At 52.9% G+C, this 24141-nt stretch carries 20 protein-coding genes and 7 tRNA genes; 6 read left to right on the top strand and 21 right to left on the bottom strand.

Annotation, left to right across the window (positions count from 1 at the left end):
* Positions 1–67: 67 nt before the first annotated feature.
* The 5 genes from lnt to miaB all read right to left on the bottom strand — a co-directional run bounded on the left by lnt (position 68) and on the right by miaB (position 5755).
* Complete coding sequence (gene lnt, locus WFK85_RS13225; RefSeq protein ID WP_336708418.1) at positions 68–1609, bottom strand: apolipoprotein N-acyltransferase; 1542 nt, start codon at positions 1607–1609, stop codon at positions 68–70.
* Between the two features lie 7 nt (positions 1610–1616).
* The gene (gene corC, locus WFK85_RS13220; protein WP_008456079.1) at positions 1617–2495 is read right to left on the bottom strand and encodes a CNNM family magnesium/cobalt transport protein CorC; all 879 of its coding nucleotides are present in this window, start codon (positions 2493–2495) and stop codon (positions 1617–1619) included.
* Positions 2496–2594: 99 nt separating this feature from the next.
* Entirely contained in the window at positions 2595–3062 is a 468-nt protein-coding gene (gene ybeY / locus WFK85_RS13215) for an rRNA maturation RNase YbeY (protein ID WP_008456081.1), read from the bottom strand.
* Positions 3059–4120, bottom strand: coding sequence for a PhoH family protein (locus WFK85_RS13210; RefSeq protein ID WP_008456082.1), 1062 nt, complete (start codon positions 4118–4120; stop codon positions 3059–3061). The genes ybeY and WFK85_RS13210 overlap by 4 nt, the downstream gene beginning before the upstream one ends.
* Positions 4121–4330: 210 nt before the next feature.
* Positions 4331–5755 (bottom strand): tRNA (N6-isopentenyl adenosine(37)-C2)-methylthiotransferase MiaB, encoded by a 1425-nt coding sequence (miaB, locus tag WFK85_RS13205; protein WP_008456083.1) that lies wholly within the window; start codon positions 5753–5755, stop codon positions 4331–4333.
* Positions 5756–5878: 123 nt separating this feature from the next.
* Here miaB and ubiF point away from each other — a divergent pair, with 123 nt between their 5' ends.
* Positions 5879–7054: a 3-demethoxyubiquinol 3-hydroxylase gene (ubiF, locus tag WFK85_RS13200; protein WP_336708421.1), complete on the top strand. Its 1176-nt coding sequence runs from the start codon at positions 5879–5881 to the stop codon at positions 7052–7054.
* A gap of 88 nt (positions 7055–7142) precedes the next feature.
* On the opposite strand, the gene WFK85_RS13195 is transcribed toward ubiF, so the two are convergent.
* The 12 genes from WFK85_RS13195 to nagB form a co-directional block, all read right to left on the bottom strand.
* A tRNA-Gln gene (locus tag WFK85_RS13195) sits at positions 7143–7217 on the bottom strand.
* Positions 7218–7253: 36 nt separating this feature from the next.
* A tRNA-Gln gene (locus WFK85_RS13190) sits at positions 7254–7328 on the bottom strand.
* A 45-nt stretch (positions 7329–7373) separates the two neighbouring features.
* Positions 7374–7450: transfer RNA gene (locus WFK85_RS13185), tRNA-Met, on the bottom strand.
* A 21-nt stretch (positions 7451–7471) separates the two neighbouring features.
* Positions 7472–7546, bottom strand: a tRNA-Gln gene (locus tag WFK85_RS13180).
* 37 nt (positions 7547–7583) lie between these two features.
* A tRNA-Gln gene (locus WFK85_RS13175) sits at positions 7584–7658 on the bottom strand.
* A gap of 22 nt (positions 7659–7680) precedes the next feature.
* A tRNA-Leu gene (locus WFK85_RS13170) sits at positions 7681–7765 on the bottom strand.
* Positions 7766–7775: 10 nt separating this feature from the next.
* Positions 7776–7852 (bottom strand) — tRNA-Met (locus tag WFK85_RS13165).
* A 252-nt stretch (positions 7853–8104) separates the two neighbouring features.
* The gene (gene asnB / locus WFK85_RS13160) at positions 8105–9766 is read right to left on the bottom strand and encodes an asparagine synthase B (protein WP_166994537.1); all 1662 of its coding nucleotides are present in this window, start codon (positions 9764–9766) and stop codon (positions 8105–8107) included.
* A 307-nt stretch (positions 9767–10073) separates the two neighbouring features.
* On the bottom strand, positions 10074–10829 hold the full coding sequence (locus WFK85_RS13155; protein ID WP_008456091.1) for an HAD-IIA family hydrolase: 756 nt from the start codon (positions 10827–10829) through the stop codon (positions 10074–10076).
* Positions 10830–10891: 62 nt separating this feature from the next.
* Positions 10892–12112 (bottom strand): DNA-binding transcriptional regulator NagC, encoded by a 1221-nt coding sequence (nagC, locus tag WFK85_RS13150; protein ID WP_008456092.1) that lies wholly within the window; start codon positions 12110–12112, stop codon positions 10892–10894.
* A gap of 5 nt (positions 12113–12117) precedes the next feature.
* The gene (gene nagA / locus WFK85_RS13145; protein WP_166994541.1) at positions 12118–13266 is read right to left on the bottom strand and encodes an N-acetylglucosamine-6-phosphate deacetylase; all 1149 of its coding nucleotides are present in this window, start codon (positions 13264–13266) and stop codon (positions 12118–12120) included.
* A 175-nt stretch (positions 13267–13441) separates the two neighbouring features.
* A complete protein-coding gene (gene nagB / locus WFK85_RS13140) occupies positions 13442–14242 on the bottom strand; it encodes a glucosamine-6-phosphate deaminase (protein ID WP_008456097.1) in 801 nt (266 codons plus the stop codon).
* Between the two features lie 334 nt (positions 14243–14576).
* Here nagB and nagE point away from each other — a divergent pair, with 334 nt between their 5' ends.
* The 4 genes from nagE (at position 14577) to chiQ (ending at position 20691) form a co-directional block, all read left to right on the top strand.
* Complete coding sequence (gene nagE / locus WFK85_RS13135; RefSeq protein ID WP_336708424.1) at positions 14577–16601, top strand: N-acetylglucosamine-specific PTS transporter subunit IIBC; 2025 nt, start codon at positions 14577–14579, stop codon at positions 16599–16601.
* A 177-nt stretch (positions 16602–16778) separates the two neighbouring features.
* Positions 16779–18446: a glutamine--tRNA ligase gene (gene glnS, locus WFK85_RS13130; protein WP_273968824.1), complete on the top strand. Its 1668-nt coding sequence runs from the start codon at positions 16779–16781 to the stop codon at positions 18444–18446.
* Between the two features lie 464 nt (positions 18447–18910).
* Positions 18911–20317 (top strand): chitoporin ChiP, encoded by a 1407-nt coding sequence (gene chiP, locus WFK85_RS13125; protein ID WP_008456102.1) that lies wholly within the window; start codon positions 18911–18913, stop codon positions 20315–20317.
* A gap of 47 nt (positions 20318–20364) precedes the next feature.
* Complete coding sequence (chiQ, locus tag WFK85_RS13120; protein ID WP_008456104.1) at positions 20365–20691, top strand: ChiQ/YbfN family lipoprotein; 327 nt, start codon at positions 20365–20367, stop codon at positions 20689–20691.
* Between the two features lie 94 nt (positions 20692–20785).
* On the opposite strand, the gene fur is transcribed toward chiQ, so the two are convergent.
* The 4 genes from fur to ybfF all read right to left on the bottom strand — a co-directional run bounded on the left by fur (position 20786) and on the right by ybfF (position 23409).
* Positions 20786–21232: a ferric iron uptake transcriptional regulator gene (gene fur / locus WFK85_RS13115; protein ID WP_008456106.1), complete on the bottom strand. Its 447-nt coding sequence runs from the start codon at positions 21230–21232 to the stop codon at positions 20786–20788.
* A gap of 279 nt (positions 21233–21511) precedes the next feature.
* Complete coding sequence (gene fldA / locus WFK85_RS13110) at positions 21512–22042, bottom strand: flavodoxin FldA (RefSeq protein ID WP_039291198.1); 531 nt, start codon at positions 22040–22042, stop codon at positions 21512–21514.
* A gap of 179 nt (positions 22043–22221) precedes the next feature.
* Positions 22222–22500 carry a LexA regulated protein gene (ybfE, locus tag WFK85_RS13105; RefSeq protein WP_008456110.1) on the bottom strand — a complete coding sequence of 93 codons (279 nt, stop codon included), beginning with the start codon at positions 22498–22500 and terminating at the stop codon, positions 22222–22224.
* A 141-nt stretch (positions 22501–22641) separates the two neighbouring features.
* Complete coding sequence (ybfF, locus tag WFK85_RS13100) at positions 22642–23409, bottom strand: esterase (protein ID WP_166994545.1); 768 nt, start codon at positions 23407–23409, stop codon at positions 22642–22644.
* Between the two features lie 174 nt (positions 23410–23583).
* Here ybfF and seqA point away from each other — a divergent pair, with 174 nt between their 5' ends.
* Entirely contained in the window at positions 23584–24132 is a 549-nt protein-coding gene (seqA, locus tag WFK85_RS13095; RefSeq protein WP_166994547.1) for a replication initiation negative regulator SeqA, read from the top strand.
* The last annotated feature ends 9 nt before the right edge of the window (positions 24133–24141 follow it).

The raw sequence follows: 24141 nt of genomic DNA, 5'->3' as shown, positions 1-24141 counted from the left end.
GCAAAGCTTGTGCCAGAAATGAAAAAGGCCAGCAAATTTGCCGGCCTCTATGAGCGAGAAGGGTGTGCTACTTTTTGCTGCGGTTACGCAGGCTTATCACCAGTGCGGTGAAACCGAATAAAGCGGTCACCACCCACAGCGGCCAGAAGCCGAAGCGTGCATAAGGCGTTAAGCCAGTGGTCGGTGTGACTTTCGCTTCCAGCACTTCGCGAGTGAACTGCGGGATGATGTTAGTGATCTCACCTTCGGCGTTGACCACGGCAGTTACGCCATTGTTAGTGCTGCGCAGCAAAGGCCGCCCCAGCTCCAGCGAGCGCATACGCGCCATTTGCAGGTGCTGCCATGGGCCGATGGATTTACCGAACCAGGCATCGTTGGAGATAGTCAGCAGGAAGTCAGTGTCTGGCCGGAAATTGTCCCGAACTTGTTCACCCAGGATAATTTCGTAGCAGATTGCCGCCGTCAGCTTGACGCCGTTAGAGAGCAATTGCGGCTGAACATAGGGCCCACGGCTGAACGATGACATGGGCAGATCGAAGAACGGGGCCAGTGGGCGCAGAATCGATTCAAGCGGCACAAACTCACCGAATGGCACAAGGTGGTTTTTGTTGTAGCGATTACTGCTGGTGTAGCTGTAAGGGCTACCTTCACCGAGCGTGATAATGGTGTTGTAGGTATCGTACCTGTTTTGCTTATTCAGACGCGCATCGACGATACCGGTGATTAATGAGCTGTGTTTTGCCCGCAGCAGGTCATCCATCATGGTGAGGAACTGCTGCTGATTAATTTCCAGATCGGAGATAGCCGATTCCGGCCAGATGATAAGCTTGGCTTTGCCCATCTCCGGCTCTGTTTTATCCAGATAAATTTTCAGCGTGTCCAGCAGCTGGCTTTCATTCCACTTCAGAGACTGGGGAATGTTGCCTTGTACCATCGCTACGTCAACGGAACGCTCTGGCAGAGGCTGGAACCATTGAATGTTGCGCAGTGGCCAGGGTAATAACAGTAAAGCCGCAGAAACCACCGCAGGAGCCCATTTCCGTGCCTGCAGGGCGTACACCAGAAGGCCACTGATAATCATCAGTAGGAAGGTAATGGTGTCGACGCCCAAAATCGGCGCGATGCCTTTTAGTGGGCCATCGATCTGGCTGTAGCCAAACTGCAGCCAGGGGAAGCCGGTCAGCACCCAGCCACGCAGGAATTCGGTAATTTGCCAGACGACCGGCGCGGCAATAGCTACGCGCCACCACGTTGTTTTTGGCCACAACCTGCTGAGAATACCGGCGAACAAACCTGTGTAGAGCGACAAATAAGCGGCCAGCAGAACCACCAGGAACACGTTCACCGGGCCCGGCATGCCGCCAAACTGTGCGATGCTGACATAGACCCAGTTGACCCCGCTGCCGAACAGCCCAAGCCCCCAGAAGAAGCCAATCGCGGCGCTTTGTACCGGGCGACGGTTAAGCGTCAGGCCCTGCAAGCCAGCAAGAGAAACAATAGCTGCAGGCCAGAAATCATAAGGGGAAAAAGCCAGCGTTCCGCAGGCCCCAAAGAAAAGCGCCAGCAGCAGGCGAACGCGCTGGCGTTGAAGAAGTTGAGCTATAGCCATAGCTGAGTTATTCGTCCAGTTTAGGTTGCGGCGAGTCGTCCGGAATTCTGACATGAACCTGAATAATACGACGGCTATCGGCCATGGCGACTTTGAACTGGTAACCATCTATTTCAATGGTTTCGCCACGGGCTGGCAGGTGCCCAAAGGCTTGCATCACCAGACCACCGATGGTGTCGACTTCTTCATCGCTAAAGTGCGTGTCGAAGGTTTCGTTGAAGTCTTCAATAGAGGCGAGGGCGCGCACCGTCCACGTATGGCGGCTCAGCTGACGGAAATCACCGTCTTCCTCGTCGTCGTACTCATCTTCAATTTCCCCGACAATCAGTTCGAGAATATCTTCGATCGTCACGAGACCTGAAACGCCGCCAAATTCATCAATGACAATCGCCATATGATAGCGCTGCTGACGAAACTCTTTTAGCATGCGGTCAACCCGCTTGCTTTCAGGCACGACAACCACCTGACGTAACACTTTTTCCATGCTGAAAGGCTCAGAGTCGCTGCGCATGAACGGCAGCAGATCTTTCGCCATCAGAATCCCTTCGATGTGATCTTTGTCTTCGCTTATCACCGGGAAACGGGAGTGAGCGGAATCGATAATGACATCGAGGCACTCGTCCAGCGTCTGGTTGTGTTTGAGCGTCACCATCTGCGAACGCGGGATCATGATATCGCGGACGCGCTGGTCGGCGATATCCATCACCCCTTCGAGCATGTCGCGGGTGTCCTGGTCTATCAGAGAGTTTTGCTCAGAATCACGAATAAGCGTCAGCAGATCGTCACGGTTTTTCGGTTCACCGTGAAACAGCTGGTTGAGAATGAGGGAGAAGAATCCCTTTTTGGCTTCCGGCGTGTCACTATTCTGTGAATTGTCGTCGCTCATGGCGTTAGGTTTTAGGCCTCATATAAATCAAAAACTAACAGGCAGCCTGATGGTGCACTGCCTGCGCGTGACGGCGGCAAAGGGAAAGCCCTGAGCCGACTACTCTTTCTCGGCAATGTACGGATCGGCATACCCAAGAGCAAGCATTATCTCTGTTTCCAGCGCTTCCATCTCTTCGGCTTCATCGTCTTCGATGTGGTCGTAACCGAGCAGATGCAGGCTGCCGTGTACAACCATATGTGCCCAGTGGGCCTCCAGCGGCTTCTCTTGTTCTTTGGCTTCCTGCTCAACCACCTGACGGCAGATGATCAGATCGCCGAGCAGCGGAAGCTCGATCCCAGGTGGGGCTTCAAACGGAAAAGAAAGCACGTTGGTGGACTTATCTTTTCCGCGATAGGTCAGGTTCAGGTCGTGGCTTTCGGCTTCGTCTACCAGACGAACGGTGACCTCAGACTCTGGCTGAAACTGAGGAATAACCGCATCCAGCCAGCGCTGAATTTGTGCTTCATCCGGCAGGCCGCTTTCTGCTTCGCAGGCAACCTGTAAATCTAAAATAACCTGACTCATTTGCTCTCCTGAGCGGTAGCCTGCAGGGCAAGGGCTTCGCGTTTACGCTCGGCGGCAAGCTCGTCTTTGCGTTTTTGATCGGCGGCTTCCCAGGCTTCATAGGCGTTAACAATGCGGGCCACAACCGGGTGGCGTACCACATCTTCGCTGTTAAGGAAGTTGAAGCTGATTTCATCCACCTCGGACAGGACGTCGATAGCATGACGTAAGCCTGATTTCAGGTTACGCGGCAGGTCAATTTGCGTCACGTCGCCGGTAATCACCGCTTTGGAGTTGAAGCCAATGCGGGTCAGGAACATTTTCATCTGTTCGGTGGTGGTGTTCTGGCTTTCATCGAGAATGACAAAGGCATCGTTCAGGGTACGGCCACGCATGTAGGCGAGAGGGGCCACTTCGATAACGTTGCGCTCAATCAGCTTTTCGACTTTCTCGAAGCCCAGCATTTCAAACAGCGCGTCGTACAGCGGGCGCAGGTATGGGTCAACCTTCTGGCTTAAATCGCCGGGCAGGAAGCCCAGTTTTTCACCCGCTTCAACCGCCGGGCGGGTCAGCAGAATGCGGCGGATCTCCTGGCGCTCCAGCGCATCAACCGCGGCGGCAACGGCAAGATAGGTTTTCCCTGTCCCTGCCGGCCCTATGCCGAATGTGATGTCGTGGTCGAGAATATTCGCGATGTACTGCGCCTGATTAGGCGTACGCGGCTTAATGACGCCACGCTTAGTTTTAATATGGATAGCTTTACCGTAATCCGGCACGCTGTCGGCCGTTTGCTCCAGCACCCGGCTTTCTTTAATAGCCAGATGAATTTGTTCCGGGTCGATATCCTGGCTTTGGCCGCGCATTGGCGCGGTGTCTACGTACAGATGTCGCAGAATATCCGCCGCGGCGTTAACGGAAAGCTCACGACCGGTGAGCCTGAAGTGATTGTCACGGCGGTTGATTTCAATCCCCAGTCGGCGTTCCAGCTGTTTGATGTTGTCATCAAAAGGGCCGCACAGACTAAGCAGACGGGCGTTATCCGCCGGTTCCAGCGTTAATTCACGTGTTTCGATATTCAAACTTATCCTCTTGGTCACTCGGGGCCAGTTAGAGTAAACGGTCTCGCGTAGCCGAAAATACGGTTCGGCTACAGGGAAATTATTTATCCCGCAGCGTGATGGCGCAAGCGTCACAATTGATATTTGGGTGATGCCTTCAGAATGCAAGTGCAAACAATGAGACAGCCTGCCGGGACGTGGAATTAGCGCTCCGGCAGGCCGTGGAGAGAATTAAGGCTGGTAAGTCCCGACGCCAATGTCATTCTCTTTGCGGGTACGAGCAATAACGGAAGCCGGGGTTTCAGCAATACGCAGGCCCATTTCGCTTTCTGTGCGCACCAGCTTCGCGCGCAGGGAGTTAGTCAGGACTTCGGTGATTTCGACATCCACGAATTTCCCTACCATATCCGGCGTCCCTTCGAAGTTCACCACACGGTTATTTTCGGTACGGCCGGACAGCTGCATAATGCTTTTACGCGAAGTCCCTTCCACCAGAATACGCTGTACCGTACCCAGCATTTTACGGCTCCATTCCATTACCTGCTGGTTAATACGATCCTGCAGGATATAAAGGCGCTGTTTTTTCTCTTCTTCCGGCACGTCATCAACCAGATCGGCCGCCGGGGTGCCCGGACGAGCGGAGAAAATAAAGCTAAAGCTGGTGTCAAAGTTGACGTCAGCAATCAGCTTCATGGTTTGCTCGAAGTCCTGGCTGGTTTCGCCTGGGAAGCCGACGATAAAGTCTGAGCTGATCTGGATGTCCGGGCGCGCTGCACGCAGCTTGCGGATAGTCGATTTATACTCCAGCGCGGTATGCGTGCGCCCCATCATATTCAGCACACGGTCGGCGCCGCTTTGAATCGGCAGGTGCAGGAAACTCACCAGCTCCGGCGTGTCGCGGTAGACTTCGATAATGTCATCGGTAAATTCAATCGGGTGGCTGGTGGTGAAGCGAATGCGGTCGATACCGTCAATCGCGGCAACCAGACGCAGGAGCTCGGCAAACGAGCAGATGCCGCCGTCGTAAGCTGCGCCGCGGTATGCGTTAACGTTTTGACCCAGCAGGTTAACTTCACGCACACCCTGTTCTGCCAGTTGAGCGATTTCAAACAGAATATCGTCGCAAGGGCGGCTCACTTCTTCGCCACGGGTATAAGGCACCACGCAATAGGTGCAATATTTGTTGCAGCCTTCCATGATGGAGACGTAGGCGGTCGGGCCGTCGGCCTTTGGCTCCGGCAGGCGGTCAAATTTTTCGATTTCCGGGAAGCTTACGTCCACCACCGGGCTGCGGGTGCCGCGAACCTGGTTGATCATTTCCGGCAGGCGGTGCAGGGTTTGTGGCCCAAAGACGATATCTACATAGTGCGCCCGCTGGCGAATTTTTTTTCCTTCCTGAGAGGCAACGCAGCCGCCGACGCCAATGATCACGTCCGGACGTTTGGCTTTGATATGCTTCCAGCGCCCCAGCAGGTGAAACACCTTTTCCTGGGCTTTTTCGCGAATAGAACAAGTGTTCAGCAGCAGAACGTCCGCTTCATTCGCGTTATCGGTCAGCGTAAAGCCGTGGGTGCTGTCCAGCAGGTCGGCCATCTTCGATGAATCGTATTCGTTCATCTGGCAGCCCCAGGTTTTTATATGGAGTTTTTTTGTCATCGACTTGCCATTGCTCAAGGTGAAGTCAGGAATTAAGCCGGATAGTGTAATGCTTTGCTATGGATGTGACCAGCCTGGGAAAAGCCAGTAGAATCAGCAAAGATGAATGAAGGAAAGAGACTTATGGTAAATCAACCAATTGAAGTAGCCGTTGTTGGCGGCGGTATGGTCGGCGCGGCGGCAGCGCTGGGGCTGGCACAGCATGGTTTCCGTGTGGCGGTGATTGAACATCATGCCCCTGAGGCTTTTGTTCCAGGTAGCCAGCCTGACGTCCGCATTTCGGCCATCAGCAGCGCATCGGTTGGCCTGCTCAAGTCTCTTGGCGTCTGGGACAGCGTTTTAGCGATGCGCGCACATCCTTATCGCCGGCTGGAAACCTGGGAATGGGAGAGCGCACACGTTAGCTTTAATGCCGAAGAACTGGGCTTACCCGAGCTGGGCTTCATGGTCGAGAATAACGTGCTGCAGCGCGTGCTTTGGCAAGCGCTTGAGGCGCATCCGAATATCTCTTTACGCTGCCCGGCGAGGCTGCGGCAAATCCATCGCCAGGCAGCAGGTTGGACGCTCGAGTTTGATGACGGCGCTTCACTCAATGCTGAAATGGTGATTGGCGCGGATGGCGCGAATTCCCAGGTCAGAAAATGGGCGGGGATTGGCGTACATGCCTGGCAGTATCGCCAGGCCTGTATGCTGATTACCGTTAAATGCGAGTTTGAACCGGGGGACAGCACCTGGCAGCATTTCACGCCGACAGGGCCGCACGCTTTCCTGCCGCTGTTCGATAACTGGGCCTCTCTGGTTTGGTATGACACCCCGGCACGTATTCGGCAGCTGCAGGGAATGAACATGCCCCAGCTGCAAAAAGCGATTACGGCCGCTTTCCCTCAGCGACTCGGGGCGGTTACGCCGGTTGCCAGTGGGGCATTTCCGCTGACTCGTCGACACGCTTTGCAGTACGTCCAGCCAGGGCTGGCGCTGATAGGGGACGCAGCGCATACGATTCATCCTTTGGCCGGGCAGGGCGTTAATCTGGGATATCGTGACGTGGATGCTTTGCTTGATGTCCTGATCGGTGCCCGTAGCCATGCGGAAGCCTGGGCGAGCGAGGCTATCCTGAAACGTTATCAGAGGCGGCGTCAGGCGGATAATTTCCTGATGCAGAGTGGAATGGATCTGTTCTATGCGGGATTCAGCAACAACCTGGGGCCGCTGCGCGTGGTGCGAAATATTGGGCTGATGGCGGCGGAAAGAGCCGGTGGCCTGAAGCGTAAAGCGCTGAAATACGCCCTGGGATTATAATGAAGACGAGCAGGGCGGTTTCCCGCTCTGCTTATGAGGACCACATTCCAGATAGCAAAAAGCCCGCTTGCGCGGGCTTTTCAGTGTGTGGCTGGGGTACGAGGATTCGAACCTCGGAATGCTGGTATCAGAAACCAGAGCCTTACCGCTTGGCGATACCCCAACAGGGTGCGCTCACAGAGTGAACGACTTTTGAAATTGGCTGGGGTACGAGGATTCGAACCTCGGAATGCTGGTATCAGAAACCAGAGCCTTACCGCTTGGCGATACCCCAACAATTTTTTTGGATTTATCGAAGTTAATCAATAATTCCTTTGTATGGTGGCTACGACGGGATTCGAACCTGTGACCCCATCATTATGAGTGATGTGCTCTAACCAGCTGAGCTACGTAGCCAAACTCTATCATATTTTTCGATGGCTGGGGTACCTGGATTCGAACCAGGGAATGCCGGTATCAAAAACCGGTGCCTTACCGCTTGGCGATACCCCAATAACCGTCGCGGTGAACCGCATGTATCGAAAAATAATGGCTGGGGTACCTGGATTCGAACCAGGGAATGCCGGTATCAAAAACCGGTGCCTTACCGCTTGGCGATACCCCATCCGTGCAACGCGAGAGATAAATGGTGCGGGAGGCGAGACTTGAACTCGCACACCTTGCGGCGCCAGAACCTAAATCTGGTGCGTCTACCAATTTCGCCACTCCCGCATAAAAAAGATGGTGGCTACGACGGGATTCGAACCTGTGACCCCATCATTATGAGTGATGTGCTCTAACCAGCTGAGCTACGTAGCCATCTTTTTACGCGCTACCTTATCGGCGTTGCGGGGCGCATTATGCTGAGTTGACTCTACAGCGTCAACTAGTTTTTTCCCGAAAACCCGCTCAGAATGCTCGTTTGAATGACTTGCGAACAGCTTGCTTGAAATATCGACAATAACGCACGTTTTTGTTTTTAATTCCGCTTAAAAACAGGGATAAAGCCTCGACAGGAATACAGAAACGACAACGGGCCATAAGGCCCGTTGTTTTAAGCTAAATCAGCGATTAATAGGCGGCCTGGTGCACACCTACCGCGCGTCCTGATGGATCGTTCATGGTTTTGAACGACTCATCCCATTCGATTGCTTTTGCGGAAGAACAGGCCACTGACGGGCCGCCAGGTACGCATTCTGCCGCGCTTTGCAGCGGGAATAGCTCTTCAAAGATTTCGCGGTACAAATAGGCTTCTTTCGAGCCCGGTGTGTTGTACGGGAAACGATAGGCCGCGGTAGCCAACTGCTGGTCGCTAATCTGCTCAGCGGCAACTTCTTTCAGAGTATCAATCCAGCTGTAGCCCACGCCGTCAGAGAACTGCTCTTTCTGGCGCCACGCCACGCTTGCAGGCAGGTAGGATTCGAAGCACTCGCGCAGGACATGCTTCTCCATTTTGCCGTTGCCGCACATTTTGTCCTGCGGGTTGATGCGCATTGCCACGTCGAGGAATTTTTTATCCAGGAACGGGACGCGGGCTTCAACGCCCCAGGCAGACATCGCCTTGTTCGCACGGGCACAGTCAAACATGTGCAGAGCCTGCAGTTTACGCACGGTTTCTTCATGCAGTTCTTTGGCATTTGGCGCTTTGTGGAAGTACAGGTAACCGCCGAATACCTCATCAGAGCCTTCCCCGGACAACACCATTTTGATGCCCATCGCTTTAATCTTACGCGACATTAGGTACATCGGTGTTGAAGCGCGGATCGTTGTCACATCGTAAGTTTCGATGTGATAGATAACATCCCGGATCGAATCCAGGCCTTCCTGCACGGTGAAGTGGATCTCGTGGTGAACCGTGCCCAGGTGGTTAGCAACTTCCTGCGCGGCTTTCAGGTCAGGAGAACCTTCCAGACCGACGGCGAAGGAGTGCAACTGCGGCCACCAGGCTTCGCTGCGCTCTTCATCTTCTACGCGACGCGCGGCAAATTTCTTGGTAATAGCGGAAATCACGGAAGAGTCCAGTCCGCCGGACAGCAGAACACCATAAGGCACGTCTGACATCAGGTGGCTCTTCACGGAATCTTCCAGCGCCTGGCGCAGCGCGTTTTTGTCCGTGACGTTGTCTTTTACTTCTTCGTAGCTGAACCAGTCGCGCTGGTAGTAGCTGCGAATTTCGCCGTCTTTGCTCCACAGGTAACTGCCCGCCGGGAACTCTTTGATGGTGCGGCAAACAGGCACAAGGGCTTTCATTTCTGAAGCGACGTACAGGTTGCCGTGTTCATCGTGGCCCATATACAGCGGGATAATACCGATGTGGTCACGGCCAATCAGGTAAGCGTCTTTCTCGCTGTCGTAAAGTGCGAAGGCGAACATCCCCTGCAGCTCATCAAGGAAGTCAGGGCCTTTTTCCTGATACAGCGCCAGGATGACTTCACAGTCTGAACCGGTCTGGAAGGTATAGCGGTCGCCGTATTCGGCGCGCAGAGCCTGGTGGTTGTAGATTTCGCCGTTAACCGCCAGGGCATGAGTTTTTTCGGTGTTGTACAGCGGCTGAGCGCCCGCGTTGACGTCAACGATGGACAGACGTTCGTGCACAAGAATCGCTTTATCGCTGGCGTAAACACCCGACCAGTCCGGGCCACGATGGCGCATCAGGCGCGATAATTCCAGCGCTTTTTTGCGCAATTCAACTGCATCAGTTTTGATATCCAGAACGCCAAAGATAGAACACATATAACTTCTCCGTACACTTGCCTGAGCGATTTGAGTTGTGGTGCTGCGTTGCCGATTTTTGCTTTTACTGCGGCTTTGCTGCGTTGCTTAGTAATTAAAATGCTCAATCGCTGAAGGGAATGCAAGGCTTTTAGCTTTCAGCTAATAAATAGTGCAGTGAGGATTGCTGATTGATGAAAAATGATGATGTTTTGGGCGTTAAAATTAACGGATCGTCAATTTTTAACAATTTGCACTGAGGTTTGCTTCTGCTACGCGGCGATTTTTTATCGATATAAAAATGCCGGCTCTGGGCCGGCATTCTGAATTAGAAGATATCGATTTCAGCCACAGAGGGGTAAATCCAGCTCGGCCTGAAGGGCATATCGTCAACGTTGTTCAGGCTGGAGACGCCAGACAGCACAAGGATGGTTTCAAGGCCGGCCTGGAAGCCCGCGAGAATATCCGTCCGCAGGTTATCGCCGACGATAACGGTTTGCTCGGAATGCGCCTGCATTTTGTTAAGCGCCGCGCGAATAATCCACGGGCTTGGTTTGCCGACATAAAACGGCTCGCGCCCGGAGATTTTCTCAATGCCAGCGCAAAGCGCGCCGCAGGCCGGACTAAATCCGTGGCCGTGGCTGTCAGGGTTGGTGGCAATAAAACGCGCCCCGTTTGCCACAAAGTAAGCGGCTTTATGCATCATCTCCCAGTTAAAAGAGCGGGTTTCACCGACGATGACAAAGTCGGGATTGATGTCGGTAATGGTAAATCCAGCTTTATAGAGCTCGTGAATCAGCGCCCCTTCACCGACGACGTAGGCTTTCTTACCTTCCTGACGACGGAGGAAATCAGCCGTGGCCATGGCCGAGGTGTAAAACACGCTCTCCGGCACGTCGATGCCCGCGGAGGCAAAGCGGTTGGCAAGATCCTGGCTGGTCTGGGAAGGGTAGTTGGTTAGCAGCACCAGCGGCATTTCTTTTTCAAGAATACGTGCCAGAAATTCATTAGCGCCCGGCACGGCGACGTTGTCGTGCATCAGCACGCCGTCGATATCACAAATTACGTTCTGGATGGTGGTCATTAACAACTCTGGCTCACGGAATGAAGTCGGTAACTATAGCGTAAAATGCTGCCTGGGCAGCATTAACTTTCCAGCAAATGCTGAAGCAAGACGCCGTTTAGCATTGAGCGCTTAACCAGCGCAAAGGCGCCAATTGCCGAGCGGTCGTCCAGCTTTGAGCAGACGATAGGCAAGTTTTTACGGAAGGCATTCAATACCTGGGTGTTGATGCAGCCTTCGATGGCAGGCAGCAGCACTTTTTCGGCTTCGATTATCTCGCCGGCAAGGACAACTTTTTGCGGGTTAAACAGGTTAATGGCGATGGAGATGGCTTTCCCCAGATGGCGGCCAACGTGTTCCAGCACTTCACAGGCCAGCGCATCGCCTTTATTGGCCGCTTTGCAGATGGCCTGAATACTACAATCATCCAGCGTCAGGCGGCTGTTGTAGCCTTGCTCCAGCAAATGGCGGACGCGTTTTTCAATGGCGGCGTTCGCGGCAATGGTTTCCAGGCAGCCAAAATTACCGCAGTGGCAGCGCTCGCCCAGCGGATCGACCTGAATGTGGCCAATCTCACCCACGTTCCCATTACGGCCGATAAAAATCCGCCCGTTTGACAGAATTCCCGCCCCGGTGCCGCGGTGGACTCGCACCAAAATAGAGTCTTCGCAGTCGTGGGTTGCACCGAAGTAGTGCTCGGCCAGCGCCAGGCTGCGAATATCATGGCCGACAAAACAGGTCACCTTGAAACGTTTTTCCAGGCTGTCGACCAGCGCCCAGTTGTTGACGGCGATGTGCGGCATGTAGCGGATCACGCCGCTTTCGGGGTCAACCAGCCCTGGCAGGATGACGGAAATAGCGATAAGTTCGCGGGTTTTACGCTGCCAGGTTTCGATGAAGTGGCTAATGGCGTTAAGCAGCGCATGCTCGAGCGTTTCCTGTGTGCGTTCCGGCAGCGGATAGTGCTCTTCGGCGATGGATTTCGCGCTCAGGTCGAACAGGGTGATAGTGGCGTCGTGGCGCCCGAGGCGCACGCCAATAGCGTGGAAGTTACGTGTTTCAGTCGTAATAGAGATAGCGCGGCGGCCGCCGGTGGAGGCCTGCTGATCGACTTCTTTTATCAGGCCGCGCTCAATAAGCTGGCGAGTAATTTTTGTGACGCTGGCGGGCGCAAGCTGGCTTTGTTCGGCAATCTGGATGCGCGAGATGGGACCGTGCTGATCAATCAGGCGGTAGACCGCCGCGCTATTCAGCTGTTTTACCAGGTCAACGTTACCAATTTGGGCTTGTCCGCCAGTCGTCATGCTATTTACTCAGTTACGACCTCGTTACCATTAACGATGGTCTTGATAATTTTATAGTCGCGGTTAAACACGGTGAGGTTGGCCACTTTACCGGCTTCGATTGCGCCCAGGTGTTTATCCACGCCCATGGCGCGAGCAGGGTAGAGGGTTGCCATTCGCAGAACTTCATCCAGTGCGATGGCCGCGTGCTCCACCAAATTGCGAACGCCTTGAATCATGGTCAATGCAGACCCACTCAGCGTACCGTTCTCATCTACGCACAGACCGTCACGGTAGTATATTGTTTTGCCAGCAAAAATGAACTGATCGATGTTGGCACCTGCCGGCGCGGTTGCGTCGGTAACCAGGCACAGTTTATCGCCCTTCACACGTTTTGCGGTGCGGATGTTCGCATAATCCACATGTAAACCATCAGCAATGATGCCACAGTAAACGTCGGCTTCATCAAAAATTGCGCCCGCAAGGCCAGGTTCACGGCCGGTAATATAAGGCATCGCGTTGAAAAGGTGGGTTGCGAAGGTGATCCCTGCGCGGAAGCCAATTTTGGCTTCTTTAATCGTTGCATTGGAATGACCGGCAGAAACGATGATGCCTGCTGCCACCAGTTTCTGAATGACTTCTGGCTCAACCATTTCAGGTGCGAGGGTGATTTTGGTGATCACATCGGCATTCTGGCAGAGGAAATCAACCAGCTTCGCATCCGGCTTGCGGACGAAGCCTGGGTTGTGCGTCCCTTTTTTCACGATGTTGAGCCACGGCCCTTCAAGGTGCAAGCCCAGCGCCTGATGGCTGTATTTCGCCAGATAGTCGCGCATGACTTTCACGCCCTGCATCATCAGCTCGTCGCTGGTGGTGATAAGCGTTGGCAGGTAGCTGGTGCAGCCTGAGCGTTCGTTTGCTTTCTGCATGATTTCCAGCGTTTCAACGGAAACGGCTTCTGCTGTGTCGTTAAACTGCACGCCGCCGCAGCCGTTCAGCTGTACATCAATAAAACCGGGGGCAATGACGGCTCCGCCCACATCGCGCGTTTCGATACCTGCCGGCAGTGCATCAACAGGGCAAACGCGCTCAATCAGGCCATCGGCAATAACTACCGCGTGGTCATCCAAAATTTCGTGGCCGGTATAAATCCGACCGTGGATTAATGCATACATATCCTACCCCCGGTAATAACGTCGTGCTTTAAGACTGTAAGATCGCTAATAAAGAGGAAAAGCCGAAACACCTTCCTCTTTATGACTGACTTTAGAAAACCAATGCATTGATTTTCCAGAACTACTGACGCCCTCAGCGGTTGCCGTTTGAGGCGCATCAGTGGCCGACCAGGCCTTAAAGGCCTTTAATGTTTTCTGCTTCCAGCTCGTTGAAATATTTCAACGTTTTCACCTTCAGCTCCATGGTGGACGGCTCGTCACACACGATCACCGCCTTCGGATGCAGCTGCAGGCAGGTGATAGTCCACATATGGTTAACGTTGCCTTCCACGGCCGCCTGCAGCGCCAGCGCTTTGACGCCACCCAGCACCAGGATCATCACTTCTTCTGCATCCAGCAGGGTGCCCACGCCAACGGTCAGCGCGTATTTAGGTACCTGAGTCACGTCGCCGCCGAAGAAGCGGGAGTTTGCCACGCGTGTGTCATGGGTCAGGGTTTTAATACGGGTTCGGGAAGCCAGAGAAGATGCTGGTTCGTTGAACGCGATATGACCGTCGTTACCCACGCCGCCCATGAACAGGTGAATTTTACCGTAGGAGCGAATTTTCTCTTCGTAGCGGCGGCACTCTGCATCAACGTCTTCCGCATTGCCGTTCAGCAGGTTGATATTTTCTGCAGGGATATCAACGTGATCAAAGAAGTTGCGGTGCATGAAAGTATAATAACTTTCCGGGTGTTCTTTCGGCAGGCCGACGTATTCATCCATGTTGAAGGTAACGACGTTCTTAAAGCTAACCTGGCCTGCTTTATGCATCTCAACCAGAGCTTTGTAAGCCTCCAGCGGCGTGCCGCCGGTTGGCAGACCCAGAACAAAAGGACGGTCCGCGGTCGGTTTGAATGCATTGATGCGATTTACAATATGGCGAGCTGCCCATTTGCCGACTTGTGCCGGGGTAGCCAGGGGAATCAGTCTCATCATTCACCTCGTAGTTTAAGAGTAAAAATAGGGTTAGCTGAATCGATCTCGATAAGCATAAGGGTAAACCACTTTTATACTGAACCGACAGGGATCAATCCGCCTTGATTTTTTGAATCATAAAATAAGTTTTCGGAGATAGCCAGTGAAGGGGGAGGGTTGAAGCGATATTTGGTGATAAATATCACAAAAAAGGTGCGTTTAATTTGCGGTACGAATTAATTTTTTTCACACTTCACCGTGTGATGTGAATCGTCGCCGTGTATTCAATGTAAGTAAGACAATAAAAACACTGCTTGAGCGAGCCTTAACGGGGTCTCATAGGGGGAATAAAGTGAGTATTCTAGGTTATCTACAGCGCGTGGGCCGGGCACTTATGGTGCCGGTGGCTACACTGCCAGCAGCAGCAATATTAATGGGGGTTGGTTACTGGATTGACCCAGTCAGTTGGGGTGGAGACAACGCGTTAGCGGCGCTCTTCATTAAATCCGGTTCCGCCATTATCGATCACATGTCCGTGTTGTTCGCCATCGGCGTCGCTTACGGTATGTCCAAAGACAAAGACGGTGCCGCGGCACTGACCGGCTTTGTTGGCTTCCTGGTTCTGACCACCCTCTGCTCACCGGCAGCGGTTGCTATGATCCAGAAAATTCCGGTGGATCAGGTTCCGGCGGCATTTGGTAAAATTGAAAACCAGTTCGTAGGTATTCTGGTCGGTATTATCTCTGCGGAATTGTACAATCGCTTCAGCGGCGTTGAGCTGCCGAAAGCGCTTTCGTTCTTCAGCGGTCGCCGTTTGGTTCCTATCCTCACCTCCTTCCTGATGATTGTTGTTGCCTTCATCATGATGTACGTCTGGCCGATGATCTTCGACGGTCTGGTGAACTTCGGGGAGCACATTCAGAAGCTGGGTTCTGCGGGCGCAGGTATCTACGCCTTCTTCAACCGTCTGCTGATCCCGGTTGGCCTGCACCACGCTCTGAACTCCGTGTTCTGGTTTGACGTGGCAGGGATTAACGACATCCCTAACTTCCTGGGTGGCGCTCAGTCCATCGAAGCAGGTAAAGCGGTTGTCGGTATCACCGGTCGCTACCAGGCGGGCTTCTTCCCAATCATGATGTTCGGTCTGCCGGGTGCAGCGCTGGCCATCTACCACTGTGCACGTCCTGAAAACAAAGCAAAAGTTGCCGGTATCATGATGGCCGCTGCTTTCGCTGCGTTCTTCACCGGTATCACCGAACCGCTGGAGTTCTCCTTCATGTTCGTTGCGCCGGTACTGTACGTGATTCACGCAGTGCTGACCGGTATCTCCGTATTTATCGCAGCAAGCATGCACTGGATTGCGGGCTTTGGCTTCTCCGCGGGCCTGGTGGATATGGTGCTTTCTTCCCGTAACCCGCTGGCAACCCACTGGTGGATGCTGATCCCTCAGGGTCTGGTGTTCTTCGCTCTCTACTACGTGGTGTTCCGTTTCACTATCACCAAATTCAACCTGCTGACGCCAGGCCGTGAACTGGCTGTAGCCGGTGACGAAGCTGATGGTCAGGACGTGAACGTGAGCGGTGATGCAAACCAGGACGTTTCTGGTCTGGCTCGTCAGTACATCTCTGCGGTAGGTGGCTCTGCAAACCTGACCGGTATTGATGCCTGTATCACTCGTCTGCGCCTGAGCGTGAAAGACTCTTCCGTTGTTAACGAAGCGCTGGCTAAGCGTCTCGGTGCGACAGGTGTTATTCGCCTGAACAAAACCAGCGTGCAAATCATCGTTGGCTTTGCTGCAGAAAAAATTGCTAACGCAATGAAAACAGCTGGCACTGTAGAAGCAGCGGCGCCTGTTGCTGCTGCGGCACCGGCTCCTGCGGCTAAACCACAGGCGGTTCCAAACGCGACCAGTACAACTATTGCCGCTTTGGTTTCTCCAGTCACTGGCGACGTGGTTGAGCTGGATCAGGTGCCTGACGAAGCTTTCGCCAGCAAAGCAGTCGGTGATGGCGTAGCCGTTAAGCCAACGGACAAAACCGTGGTTTCTCCTGCCGCCGGGACCATCGTGAAAATCTTCAACACCAACCACGCGTTCTGCCTTGAAACAGAAAAAGGTGCAGAGATTGTGGTTCACATGGGCATCGATACCGTTGCTCTGGGTGGCAAAGGCTTCACGCGTCTGGTGGAAGAAGGGGCCGAAGTGGTTGCCGGCCAGCCGATTCTGGAAATGGATCTCGATTTCCTGAACGCCAACGCGCGCTCCATGATTAGCCCGGTAGTTTGCAGCAACATCGACGACTTCAGCGGTCTGGTTATCCAGGCTAAAGGTCAGGTGGTTGCAGGCCAAACGCCACTGTATGAGATTAAAGGCAAATAATCGCTCCTGAGTAAGCATTTGTGCCTTAAGCGGCTGACGTAAATCGTCAGCCGCTTTTTTATTGCGTGCCGTTAGCCGACATGGATAACCCTAATTTATGCAACTAAAGGTTGTTTCCCGAGGCCGCTTATTAGATCATACGCCGTTAACTAAGGTACACGCTTTGAGGAACCCGCGATGAGTGAGGCTGAAGCCCGCCCAACTAACTTTATTCGTCAGATTATTGATGAAGACCTGGCGAACGGTAAGCACACCAGTATTTGCACCCGTTTTCCGCCTGAGCCAAATGGCTATCTGCATATTGGTCACGCCAAGTCTATTTGCCTGAACTTTGGCATCGCCCAGGATTACCAGGGGCAATGCAACCTGCGCTTCGATGACACAAACCCGGTAAAAGAAGACATCGAATACGTAGAGTCCATCAAGCACGACGTTGAATGGCTGGGCTTCCACTGGTCCGGCAACGTACGTTATTCGTCTGACTATTTTGACCAGCTTTTTAATTATGCCGTTGAGCTGATAAATAAAGGACTGGCGTATGTTGATGAGCTGAGTCCGGAACAAATTCGTGAATACCGTGGCTCTCTGACTGCGCCCGGTAAAAATAGCCCGTTCCGCGATCGTAGCGTTGAGGAAAACCTCGCGCTGTTCGAGAAAATGCGCAACGGGGAGTTTGCCGAGGGTACCGCCTGCCTGCGTGCCAAAATCGATATGGCCTCGCCGTTCATCGTTATGCGCGACCCGGTGCTGTACCGCATTAAATTTGCCGATCACCACCAGACCGGCAACAAGTGGTGCATCTACCCGATGTACGACTTCACCCACTGTATTTCCGATGCGCTGGAAGGCATTACGCACTCGCTGTGTACCCTGGAGTTCCAGGACAACCGCCGTCTGTATGATTGGGTACTGGATAACATCACCATTCCTGCTCACCCGCGTCAGTACGAATTTTCTCGCCTGAATCTCGAATACGCCATCATGTCCAAGCGTAAGCTGAACCTGCTGGTGACCGAGAAGATTGTAGAAGGCTGGGACGACCCGCGTATGCCGACTATCTCCGGCCTGCGTCGCCGCGGCTATACCGCAGCATCCATTCGCGAGTTCTGTAAGCGCATTGGCGTAACCAAGCAGGACAACACCGTTGAAATGGCTTCTCTGGAATCCTGCATCCGTGACGATCTTAACGAGAATGCGCCGCGTGCAATGGCCGTGCTGGATCCGGTAAAAGTTATTATCACTAACTACCCTGAAGGTGAAGAAGAGACGGTTACCATGCCGAATCATCCTAACAAACCTGAAATGGGTAGCCGTGAAGTGCCGTTCAGCCGCGAGATCTATATCGATCGCGCTGACTTCCGCGAAGAAGCAAACAAGCAGTACAAGCGCCTGGTGCTGGGTAAAGAAGTTCGCCTGCGTAATGCCTATGTGATCAAAGCCGAACGCGTAGAAAAAGACGCAGAAGGTAATATCACCGAACTTTACTGCACCTACGATCCGGAAACCCTGAGCAAGGATCCGGCGGACGGTCGCAAGGTGAAGGGTGTTATTCATTGGGTGAGCGCGGCACACGCGCTGCCGGTTGAAATTCGTCTGTACGACCGCTTGTTTAGCGTCGCGAATCCAGGGGCTGCGGAAGACTTCCTGTCTACCATTAATGCGGATTCCCTGGTCATTCGCCAGGGCTTCGCTGAGCCTAGTCTGCAGAACGCGGAAAAAAGTAAGGCATATCAGTTCGAGCGTGAAGGTTACTTCTGCCTGGACAGCCGCTATGCGACGGCGGAAAAACTGGTGTTTAACCGCACCGTTGGCCTGCGTGATACCTGGGCTAAAATCGGCGAATAATTGCCGTTTATTGCCTGATGAAAACGCCGCTAAATGCGGCGTTTTTTCTTTTTGATTACCAGTCATTAACCTTATATACACATTCGCGATGCGAATTAATTCTCATTCACATTTCTGTGAAAATTTCCTCACAGGAAGTCATGCCTTCCCCGTAATCTCCTGATGCTTATAATGAAAGCGCTCTCAATGAAATTTTATTCTTAAAATCAATCGTAATCAGGGTTAATAATCTGCTGCGCAATTTTGTTACAAATGCACATAGATTATGTGCTCTCTGTCATACTCCAGGAAATCTCTGATACAAAGTCATTGATAATTCGCGTCGCGAAAAATAGTCTATGAGCAGCAGTAATGCGGGTGTGTTAGGCAAAAACCGCTTTTAGCCGTCAGGCAATTTTACTTTTTTTCGTCATTGGCGCTTTTCACGTCAGACGATGATTTTTACGTCAAAGAGGAATTTAACTATGCGTACGTTTAGTGGCAAACGTAGTGCGCTTGCTCTTGCTATTGCAAGCGTTACCGCTCTTTCAGGTTTTGTCGTGGCTCCGCAGGCTAGCGCCGCGGGCTTTGTTGATGACTCCACGCTGACCGGCGGCATCTATTACTGGCAGCGTGAACGTGACCGTAAAGACGTCTCCGACGGTAAGTACAAAACTAACCTGTCGCACTCAACCTGGAACGCCAACCTCGACTTCCAGTCTGGCTATGCGGCCGATATGTTTGGTTTTGATATTGCCGCTTTCACCGCCATTGAAATGGCCGAAGACAGCGCCAGCGGTCACCCGAACGAAATCGCATTCTCCTCTAAAAATAAAACCTACGACGAAGACTACTCCGGCGATAAAGGTGGCATCAGCCTTTATAAAGCGGCGGCCAAATTCAAATACGGCCCGGTTTGGGCTCGCGCAGGTTACATTCAGCCAACCGGTCAAACGCTGTTAGCACCACACTGGAGCTTCATGCCTGGTACTTATCAGGGGGCTGAAGCGGGAGCTGCATTTGACTACGGTGATGCCGGTGCGCTGAGCTTCTCCTACATGTGGACTAACGAGTACAAGGCGCCATGGCACCTTGAAACCGACAAGTTCTACCAGAACGATAAAAAGACCAAAGTTGACTATCTGCACTCCATCGGCGCGAAGTATGACTTCAAAAACGATCTGATTCTGGAAGCCGCATTCGGTCAGGCTCAGGGCTTTGTTGATCAGTACTTTGCTAAAGCCAGCTACAAATTCGACGTTGCAGGCAGCCCGCTGAGCACCAGCTACCAGTTCTACGGCACCCGTGATAAAGCCGCGAACAACACCATCAATGATATCTACGATGGCACCGCATGGCTCCAGGCGCTGACATTTGGCTATAAAATTGGCCAGGTCGACCTGCGTCTGGAAGGGACCATGGTGAAGGCAGAAGGCCAGCAGGGTTACTTCCTGCAGCGTATGACGCCAACCTACGCGTCTTCCAACGGTCGTCTGGATGTGTGGTGGGATAACCGCTCTGACTTCAACGCCAACGGTGAAAAAGCCGTGTTCTTCGGTGCAATGTATGACCTGAGCAACTGGAACCTGCCGGGTTGGGCAGTGGGTGCTTCTTACGTTTATGCATGGGACGCAAAACCATCTACATGGGCGCTTGATGCTTCCGGTAACCGCCAGGATCTCGCTTCCAACAAGATCAAAGAGTCTTCTTACAGCCTCGACGCCATGTATACCGTGCAGGAAGGCCGTGCGAAAGGCACGCTGTTCAAACTGCACTTCACTCAGTACGACAACCACTCCGACATCCCAAGCTGGGGCGGTGGTTACGGCAACATCTTCCAGGATGAGCGTGACGTGAAATTCATCGTGATTGCTCCGTTCACCATCTTCTGATGTGAAACCGGGCGCGCAAGCGCCCGTTTTTTTATAAGGAACCGAACATGAAAAAGATTCTGCTGATTACCGCCGCTGTATTCACGCTGTCTGCCTGCGTTCAACCTCCTGCACCTCCGGAAGATTCACGCCTGAAGCAGGCCTATAGCGCCTGTATCAATACGGCGGAAGGCAATCCGGATAAAATTGAAGCCTGCCAGAGCGTGCTGAACGTACTGCGCCAGGAAAAACAGCATAAAGCGTTTGTTGAGAAAGAAACGGTGAACGTGCTGGATTACCAGAAATGTATCCAGGCAAGAAAGAGCGGCAATGATGAAGCCGCGAAGGTACGCTGCGATAAGATTTGGCAGGAGATTCGCGCCAATAACAGCTGATAGCCTTTTTCAGTCAATAAAAAAACCGGCAAGGGAAACCTGCCGGTTTTTGCTTTTAAACGCCACCGAAGCAGCGTTTGTTAATGCGGATTACTTATTTAGGATCGTGGGCCGTGTCGTCTTCGCGGCAGTCACCTTCAGCACAGTGTCCGTACAGATAGAGGCTGTGGTTAGTCAGGCGGATGCCGTGGCGAGTGGCAATTTCACGCTGGCGGGATTCAATAGAATCATCGCTGAACTCGATCACTTTACCGCAGTCGAGGCAGATCAGGTGGTCGTGGTGATGCTGCTGGGTCAACTCAAAAACGGACTTGCCGCCTTCAAAATTATGGCGGGTCACGATCCCTGCATCATCAAACTGGTTCAGCACGCGATAGACGGTCGCCAGGCCGATTTCTTCGCCCATGTCGATCAGACGTTTATATAAGTCTTCCGCGCTGACGTGATGATTTACCGGCTCTTGCAGCACTTCGAGGATTTTTAATCGAGGAAGCGTGACTTTCAAGCCGGCCTTCTTTAATGCGGTATTGTTGTCAGTCATGCGGAAAGTGTCCTGTTGCTTAACGATTCGCTCAAACTGCAGTGAGCGTAAAGAGTAATGCGTCTCATTATAGAACTGCTACTTCTAAATGGGAACCGCAAGTATGGTGCAAAATAAGGCTGAAAAATCGTGGCGGCGTCGCCATTTACAGTAATTATCAGCCAAGCTATCAGGAAGACATTGTACAGGGATGTACGAGAAAGTTACAAACTTGTAGCAATTATTTTCATTGCTACAAGCTATCAAGATGGCGCAAATGCTGTATTTGCGCCAGAGAAATCAGGCGTTAATGATATCCGCCAGATTCAGTTCTTCAGAAACCTGTTTAACCCACTTCTCAACGCGCTCAGCGGTCAGTTCCGGCTGGCGATCTTCATCGATGGCCAGGCCGACAAAATTGTCGTCATCCGCCAGGCCTTTGGAGGCTTCAAAGTGGTAGCCCGCGGTTGGCCAGTGGCCCACAATCGCCGCGCCGCGCGGTTCGATAATGTCGCGAATGGTGCCCAGCGCATCACAGAAGTATTCCGCGTAGTCTTCCTGGTCGCCGCAGCCGAACAGCGCCACCAGTTTACCGTTGAAATCGACTTCTTCAAGCGTAGGGAAGAAGTCATCCCAGTCGCACTGGGCTTCGCCGTAGTACCAGGTCGGGATGCCGAGCAAGAGAATGTCGAAACCTTCGAGATCTTCTTTGCTGCTTTTAGCAATGTCATGCACCTCAGCAACGTCTTTACCGAGCTGTTTTTGAATCATTTTCGCGATATTTTCGGTGTTACCGGTGTCGCTGCCGAAAAAAATGCCTACGATTGCCATGAGTAAAATAACCTCTTGAAACTTAATAGTATGCTGGCCGTTCAATGCCCACGTATAGGGCAATCATAGCAGAACAGCTCCAGCAGCGGAAACAGCTATCACGCCCGGGTGCACAGTCTGCAACATGGTTTTGCTCACCCTTTTGAGATTTCAGATAACCCGCAGGGTGGCTGAAGGCGTTACCCGAGATTTTTAAGCTGCTCGAGCAGCATCTCTTCGATCAGTTCGCTGCGGCTGATGTTACGGGCGTCAGCCAGCTGGTTGAGGGCATCGACCGCCTCGTTGTTCAGTTTTAGCTCAACCCGCTTCAAACCACGCACTTTATCGCGCTTCAGCTGATTGCGCTTATTGATACGCAATTGCTCATCGCGCGAGAGCGGATTAGTTTTCGGCCGCCCGGGGCGACGCTCGTCCGCGAACAGATCTAATGTAGTACGGTCCGTTTGTTCTTTTGCCATGATTAGAATACTGACAGGAAATTCTGGCTGCAGGGGCAGGGTGCCGGTGCAATTAAGCGCGCCATCATACATCAGCGCGCCATTCGCGCCAACGCGTTAGCGACTTCAGCTGCCCGGTCGGTCTGTTTTTAATCAGTTTTTCTACTCTGCGTCGATAAATCGGTGGATCGCCCGTAGAACGGCATCCGGTTTTTCCGCATGAACCCAATGACCCGTTCCAGCGATGACGTGAGCACGGGCCTGTGGGAACTGACTTAGCAGCGCCTCGCGGTGGCTTTCATCAACATATGGAGAATTCCCGCCGCGAATAAATAGTGCAGGATATGGCCAGGCCGGAACAGGCCGCCAGCCAACGATAGTTTCGTATTGCTGCCAAAGCACGGGCACGTTGAACTTCCACTCGCCGTCAGCAAAGGATTTCAGCAGAAACTGAATGACGCCTTCCTCAGCTACGTGGTCGCGCATGATTTGCGCCGCCTGCTGGCGAGTTTTTACGCCCGCTTCGGTGACCGCGCGAATAGCCGCGAAAATTTCGTCGTGACGGCGAACCTGATAGTTAACCGGCGCAATATCTATCATCACAAGCTTATCAATACGCTGAGGGGCGATTGCGGTAAGCGCCATCACCACTTTGCCGCCCATGGAATGGCCAATAAATGTGGCCTTCTCGATGCCGTATTCGTCCAGCGTGTCCAGAACGTCCCCGGCCATTGCGGCATAGCTCATATCATCACTGCGCGGTGACAGCCCGTGATTGCGCAGATCGATCTGCAGCAACGCATGATCTTTACCCAGATCTCGTGCCAGGACACCCAGGTTATCCAGGCTGCCGAACAGGCCGTGGATCAGTACGATAGGGGAATTGCTATTCAATTGTTGCGCAGTTTGCAGGCGAGCATTTAATTTCATGGCAAAGTTCTTTATTTTGGTTCGTTTGGTTAGGGTATCATGTTGGCATTCTCGCGGGCGTGCGGCAAATATTCAGTTTACTCTGACTTTGAGTCGCCTCTCCTGTTCGCTGTTGGGATTTGACCCTATAATCCCAACGACTTGTATTCAGAAAAGATATCGCACTGGATTAAGATGAAAACAATCGAAGTTGATGACGAGCTTTACCGCTATATTGCCAGCCAGACAAAACACATCGGCGAGAGCGCGTCAGACATTTTACGGCGTATGCTTAAATTTACCGCCGGGCAAACACCAGCAGCCACTTCTACGCCCGCTGCGCCTGAGCGCGCTGCGGCTCCCGTTGTTGAAGAAAAACCTGCGAACACCGCTCGTAATCGCGTGCGTGGCGTTCGTGAGCTGCTGCTTTCCGACGAGTACGCTGCCCAGAATAAAGCCGTAAACCGCTTTATGATGGTGCTGTCCACGCTGTATATGCTGGATGCAAAAACCTTTGGCGAAGCCACTGAATCGCTGCATGGCCGCACCCGCGTCTATTTTGCTGGCGATGAGCAAACTCTGCTGGCAAACGGCAATCAAACCAAGCCGAAACATGTTCCGGGCACCCCATACTGGGTGATCACCAATACGAATACTGGTCGTAAATGCAGCATGATCGAACACATCATGCAGTCAATGCAGTTCCCTGCGGAGCTGATTGAAAAGGTTTGCGGCACTATTTAAAAACCTGGC

Source organism: Cedecea sp. VD22 (assembly GCF_037150195.1).
GTDB lineage: Bacteria > Pseudomonadota > Gammaproteobacteria > Enterobacterales > Enterobacteriaceae > Cedecea.
The sequence above is the reverse complement of the archived record's forward strand: the minus strand, read 5'-3'. Positions and strand labels throughout refer to the sequence as shown.

Coding starts and splice junctions, on each gene's coding strand:
- lnt (WP_336708418.1), bottom strand. CDS start 1,609: ATGGCTATAGCTCAACTTCTTCAACGCCAGCGCGTTCGCCTGCTGCTG.
- corC (WP_008456079.1), bottom strand. CDS start 2,495: ATGAGCGACGACAATTCACAGAATAGTGACACGCCGGAAGCCAAAAAG.
- ybeY (WP_008456081.1), bottom strand. CDS start 3,062: ATGAGTCAGGTTATTTTAGATTTACAGGTTGCCTGCGAAGCAGAAAGC.
- miaB (WP_008456083.1), bottom strand. CDS start 5,755: ATGACAAAAAAACTCCATATAAAAACCTGGGGCTGCCAGATGAACGAA.
- ubiF (WP_336708421.1), top strand. CDS start 5,879: ATGGTAAATCAACCAATTGAAGTAGCCGTTGTTGGCGGCGGTATGGTC.
- asnB (WP_166994537.1), bottom strand. CDS start 9,766: ATGTGTTCTATCTTTGGCGTTCTGGATATCAAAACTGATGCAGTTGAA.
- WFK85_RS13155 (WP_008456091.1), bottom strand. CDS start 10,829: ATGACCACCATCCAGAACGTAATTTGTGATATCGACGGCGTGCTGATG.
- nagC (WP_008456092.1), bottom strand. CDS start 12,112: ATGACGACTGGCGGACAAGCCCAAATTGGTAACGTTGACCTGGTAAAA.
- nagA (WP_166994541.1), bottom strand. CDS start 13,266: ATGTATGCATTAATCCACGGTCGGATTTATACCGGCCACGAAATTTTG.
- nagB (WP_008456097.1), bottom strand. CDS start 14,242: ATGAGACTGATTCCCCTGGCTACCCCGGCACAAGTCGGCAAATGGGCA.
- glnS (WP_273968824.1), top strand. CDS start 16,779: ATGAGTGAGGCTGAAGCCCGCCCAACTAACTTTATTCGTCAGATTATT.
- chiP (WP_008456102.1), top strand. CDS start 18,911: ATGCGTACGTTTAGTGGCAAACGTAGTGCGCTTGCTCTTGCTATTGCA.
- chiQ (WP_008456104.1), top strand. CDS start 20,365: ATGAAAAAGATTCTGCTGATTACCGCCGCTGTATTCACGCTGTCTGCC.
- fur (WP_008456106.1), bottom strand. CDS start 21,232: ATGACTGACAACAATACCGCATTAAAGAAGGCCGGCTTGAAAGTCACG.
- fldA (WP_039291198.1), bottom strand. CDS start 22,042: ATGGCAATCGTAGGCATTTTTTTCGGCAGCGACACCGGTAACACCGAA.
- ybfE (WP_008456110.1), bottom strand. CDS start 22,500: ATGGCAAAAGAACAAACGGACCGTACTACATTAGATCTGTTCGCGGAC.
- ybfF (WP_166994545.1), bottom strand. CDS start 23,409: ATGAAATTAAATGCTCGCCTGCAAACTGCGCAACAATTGAATAGCAAT.
- seqA (WP_166994547.1), top strand. CDS start 23,584: ATGAAAACAATCGAAGTTGATGACGAGCTTTACCGCTATATTGCCAGC.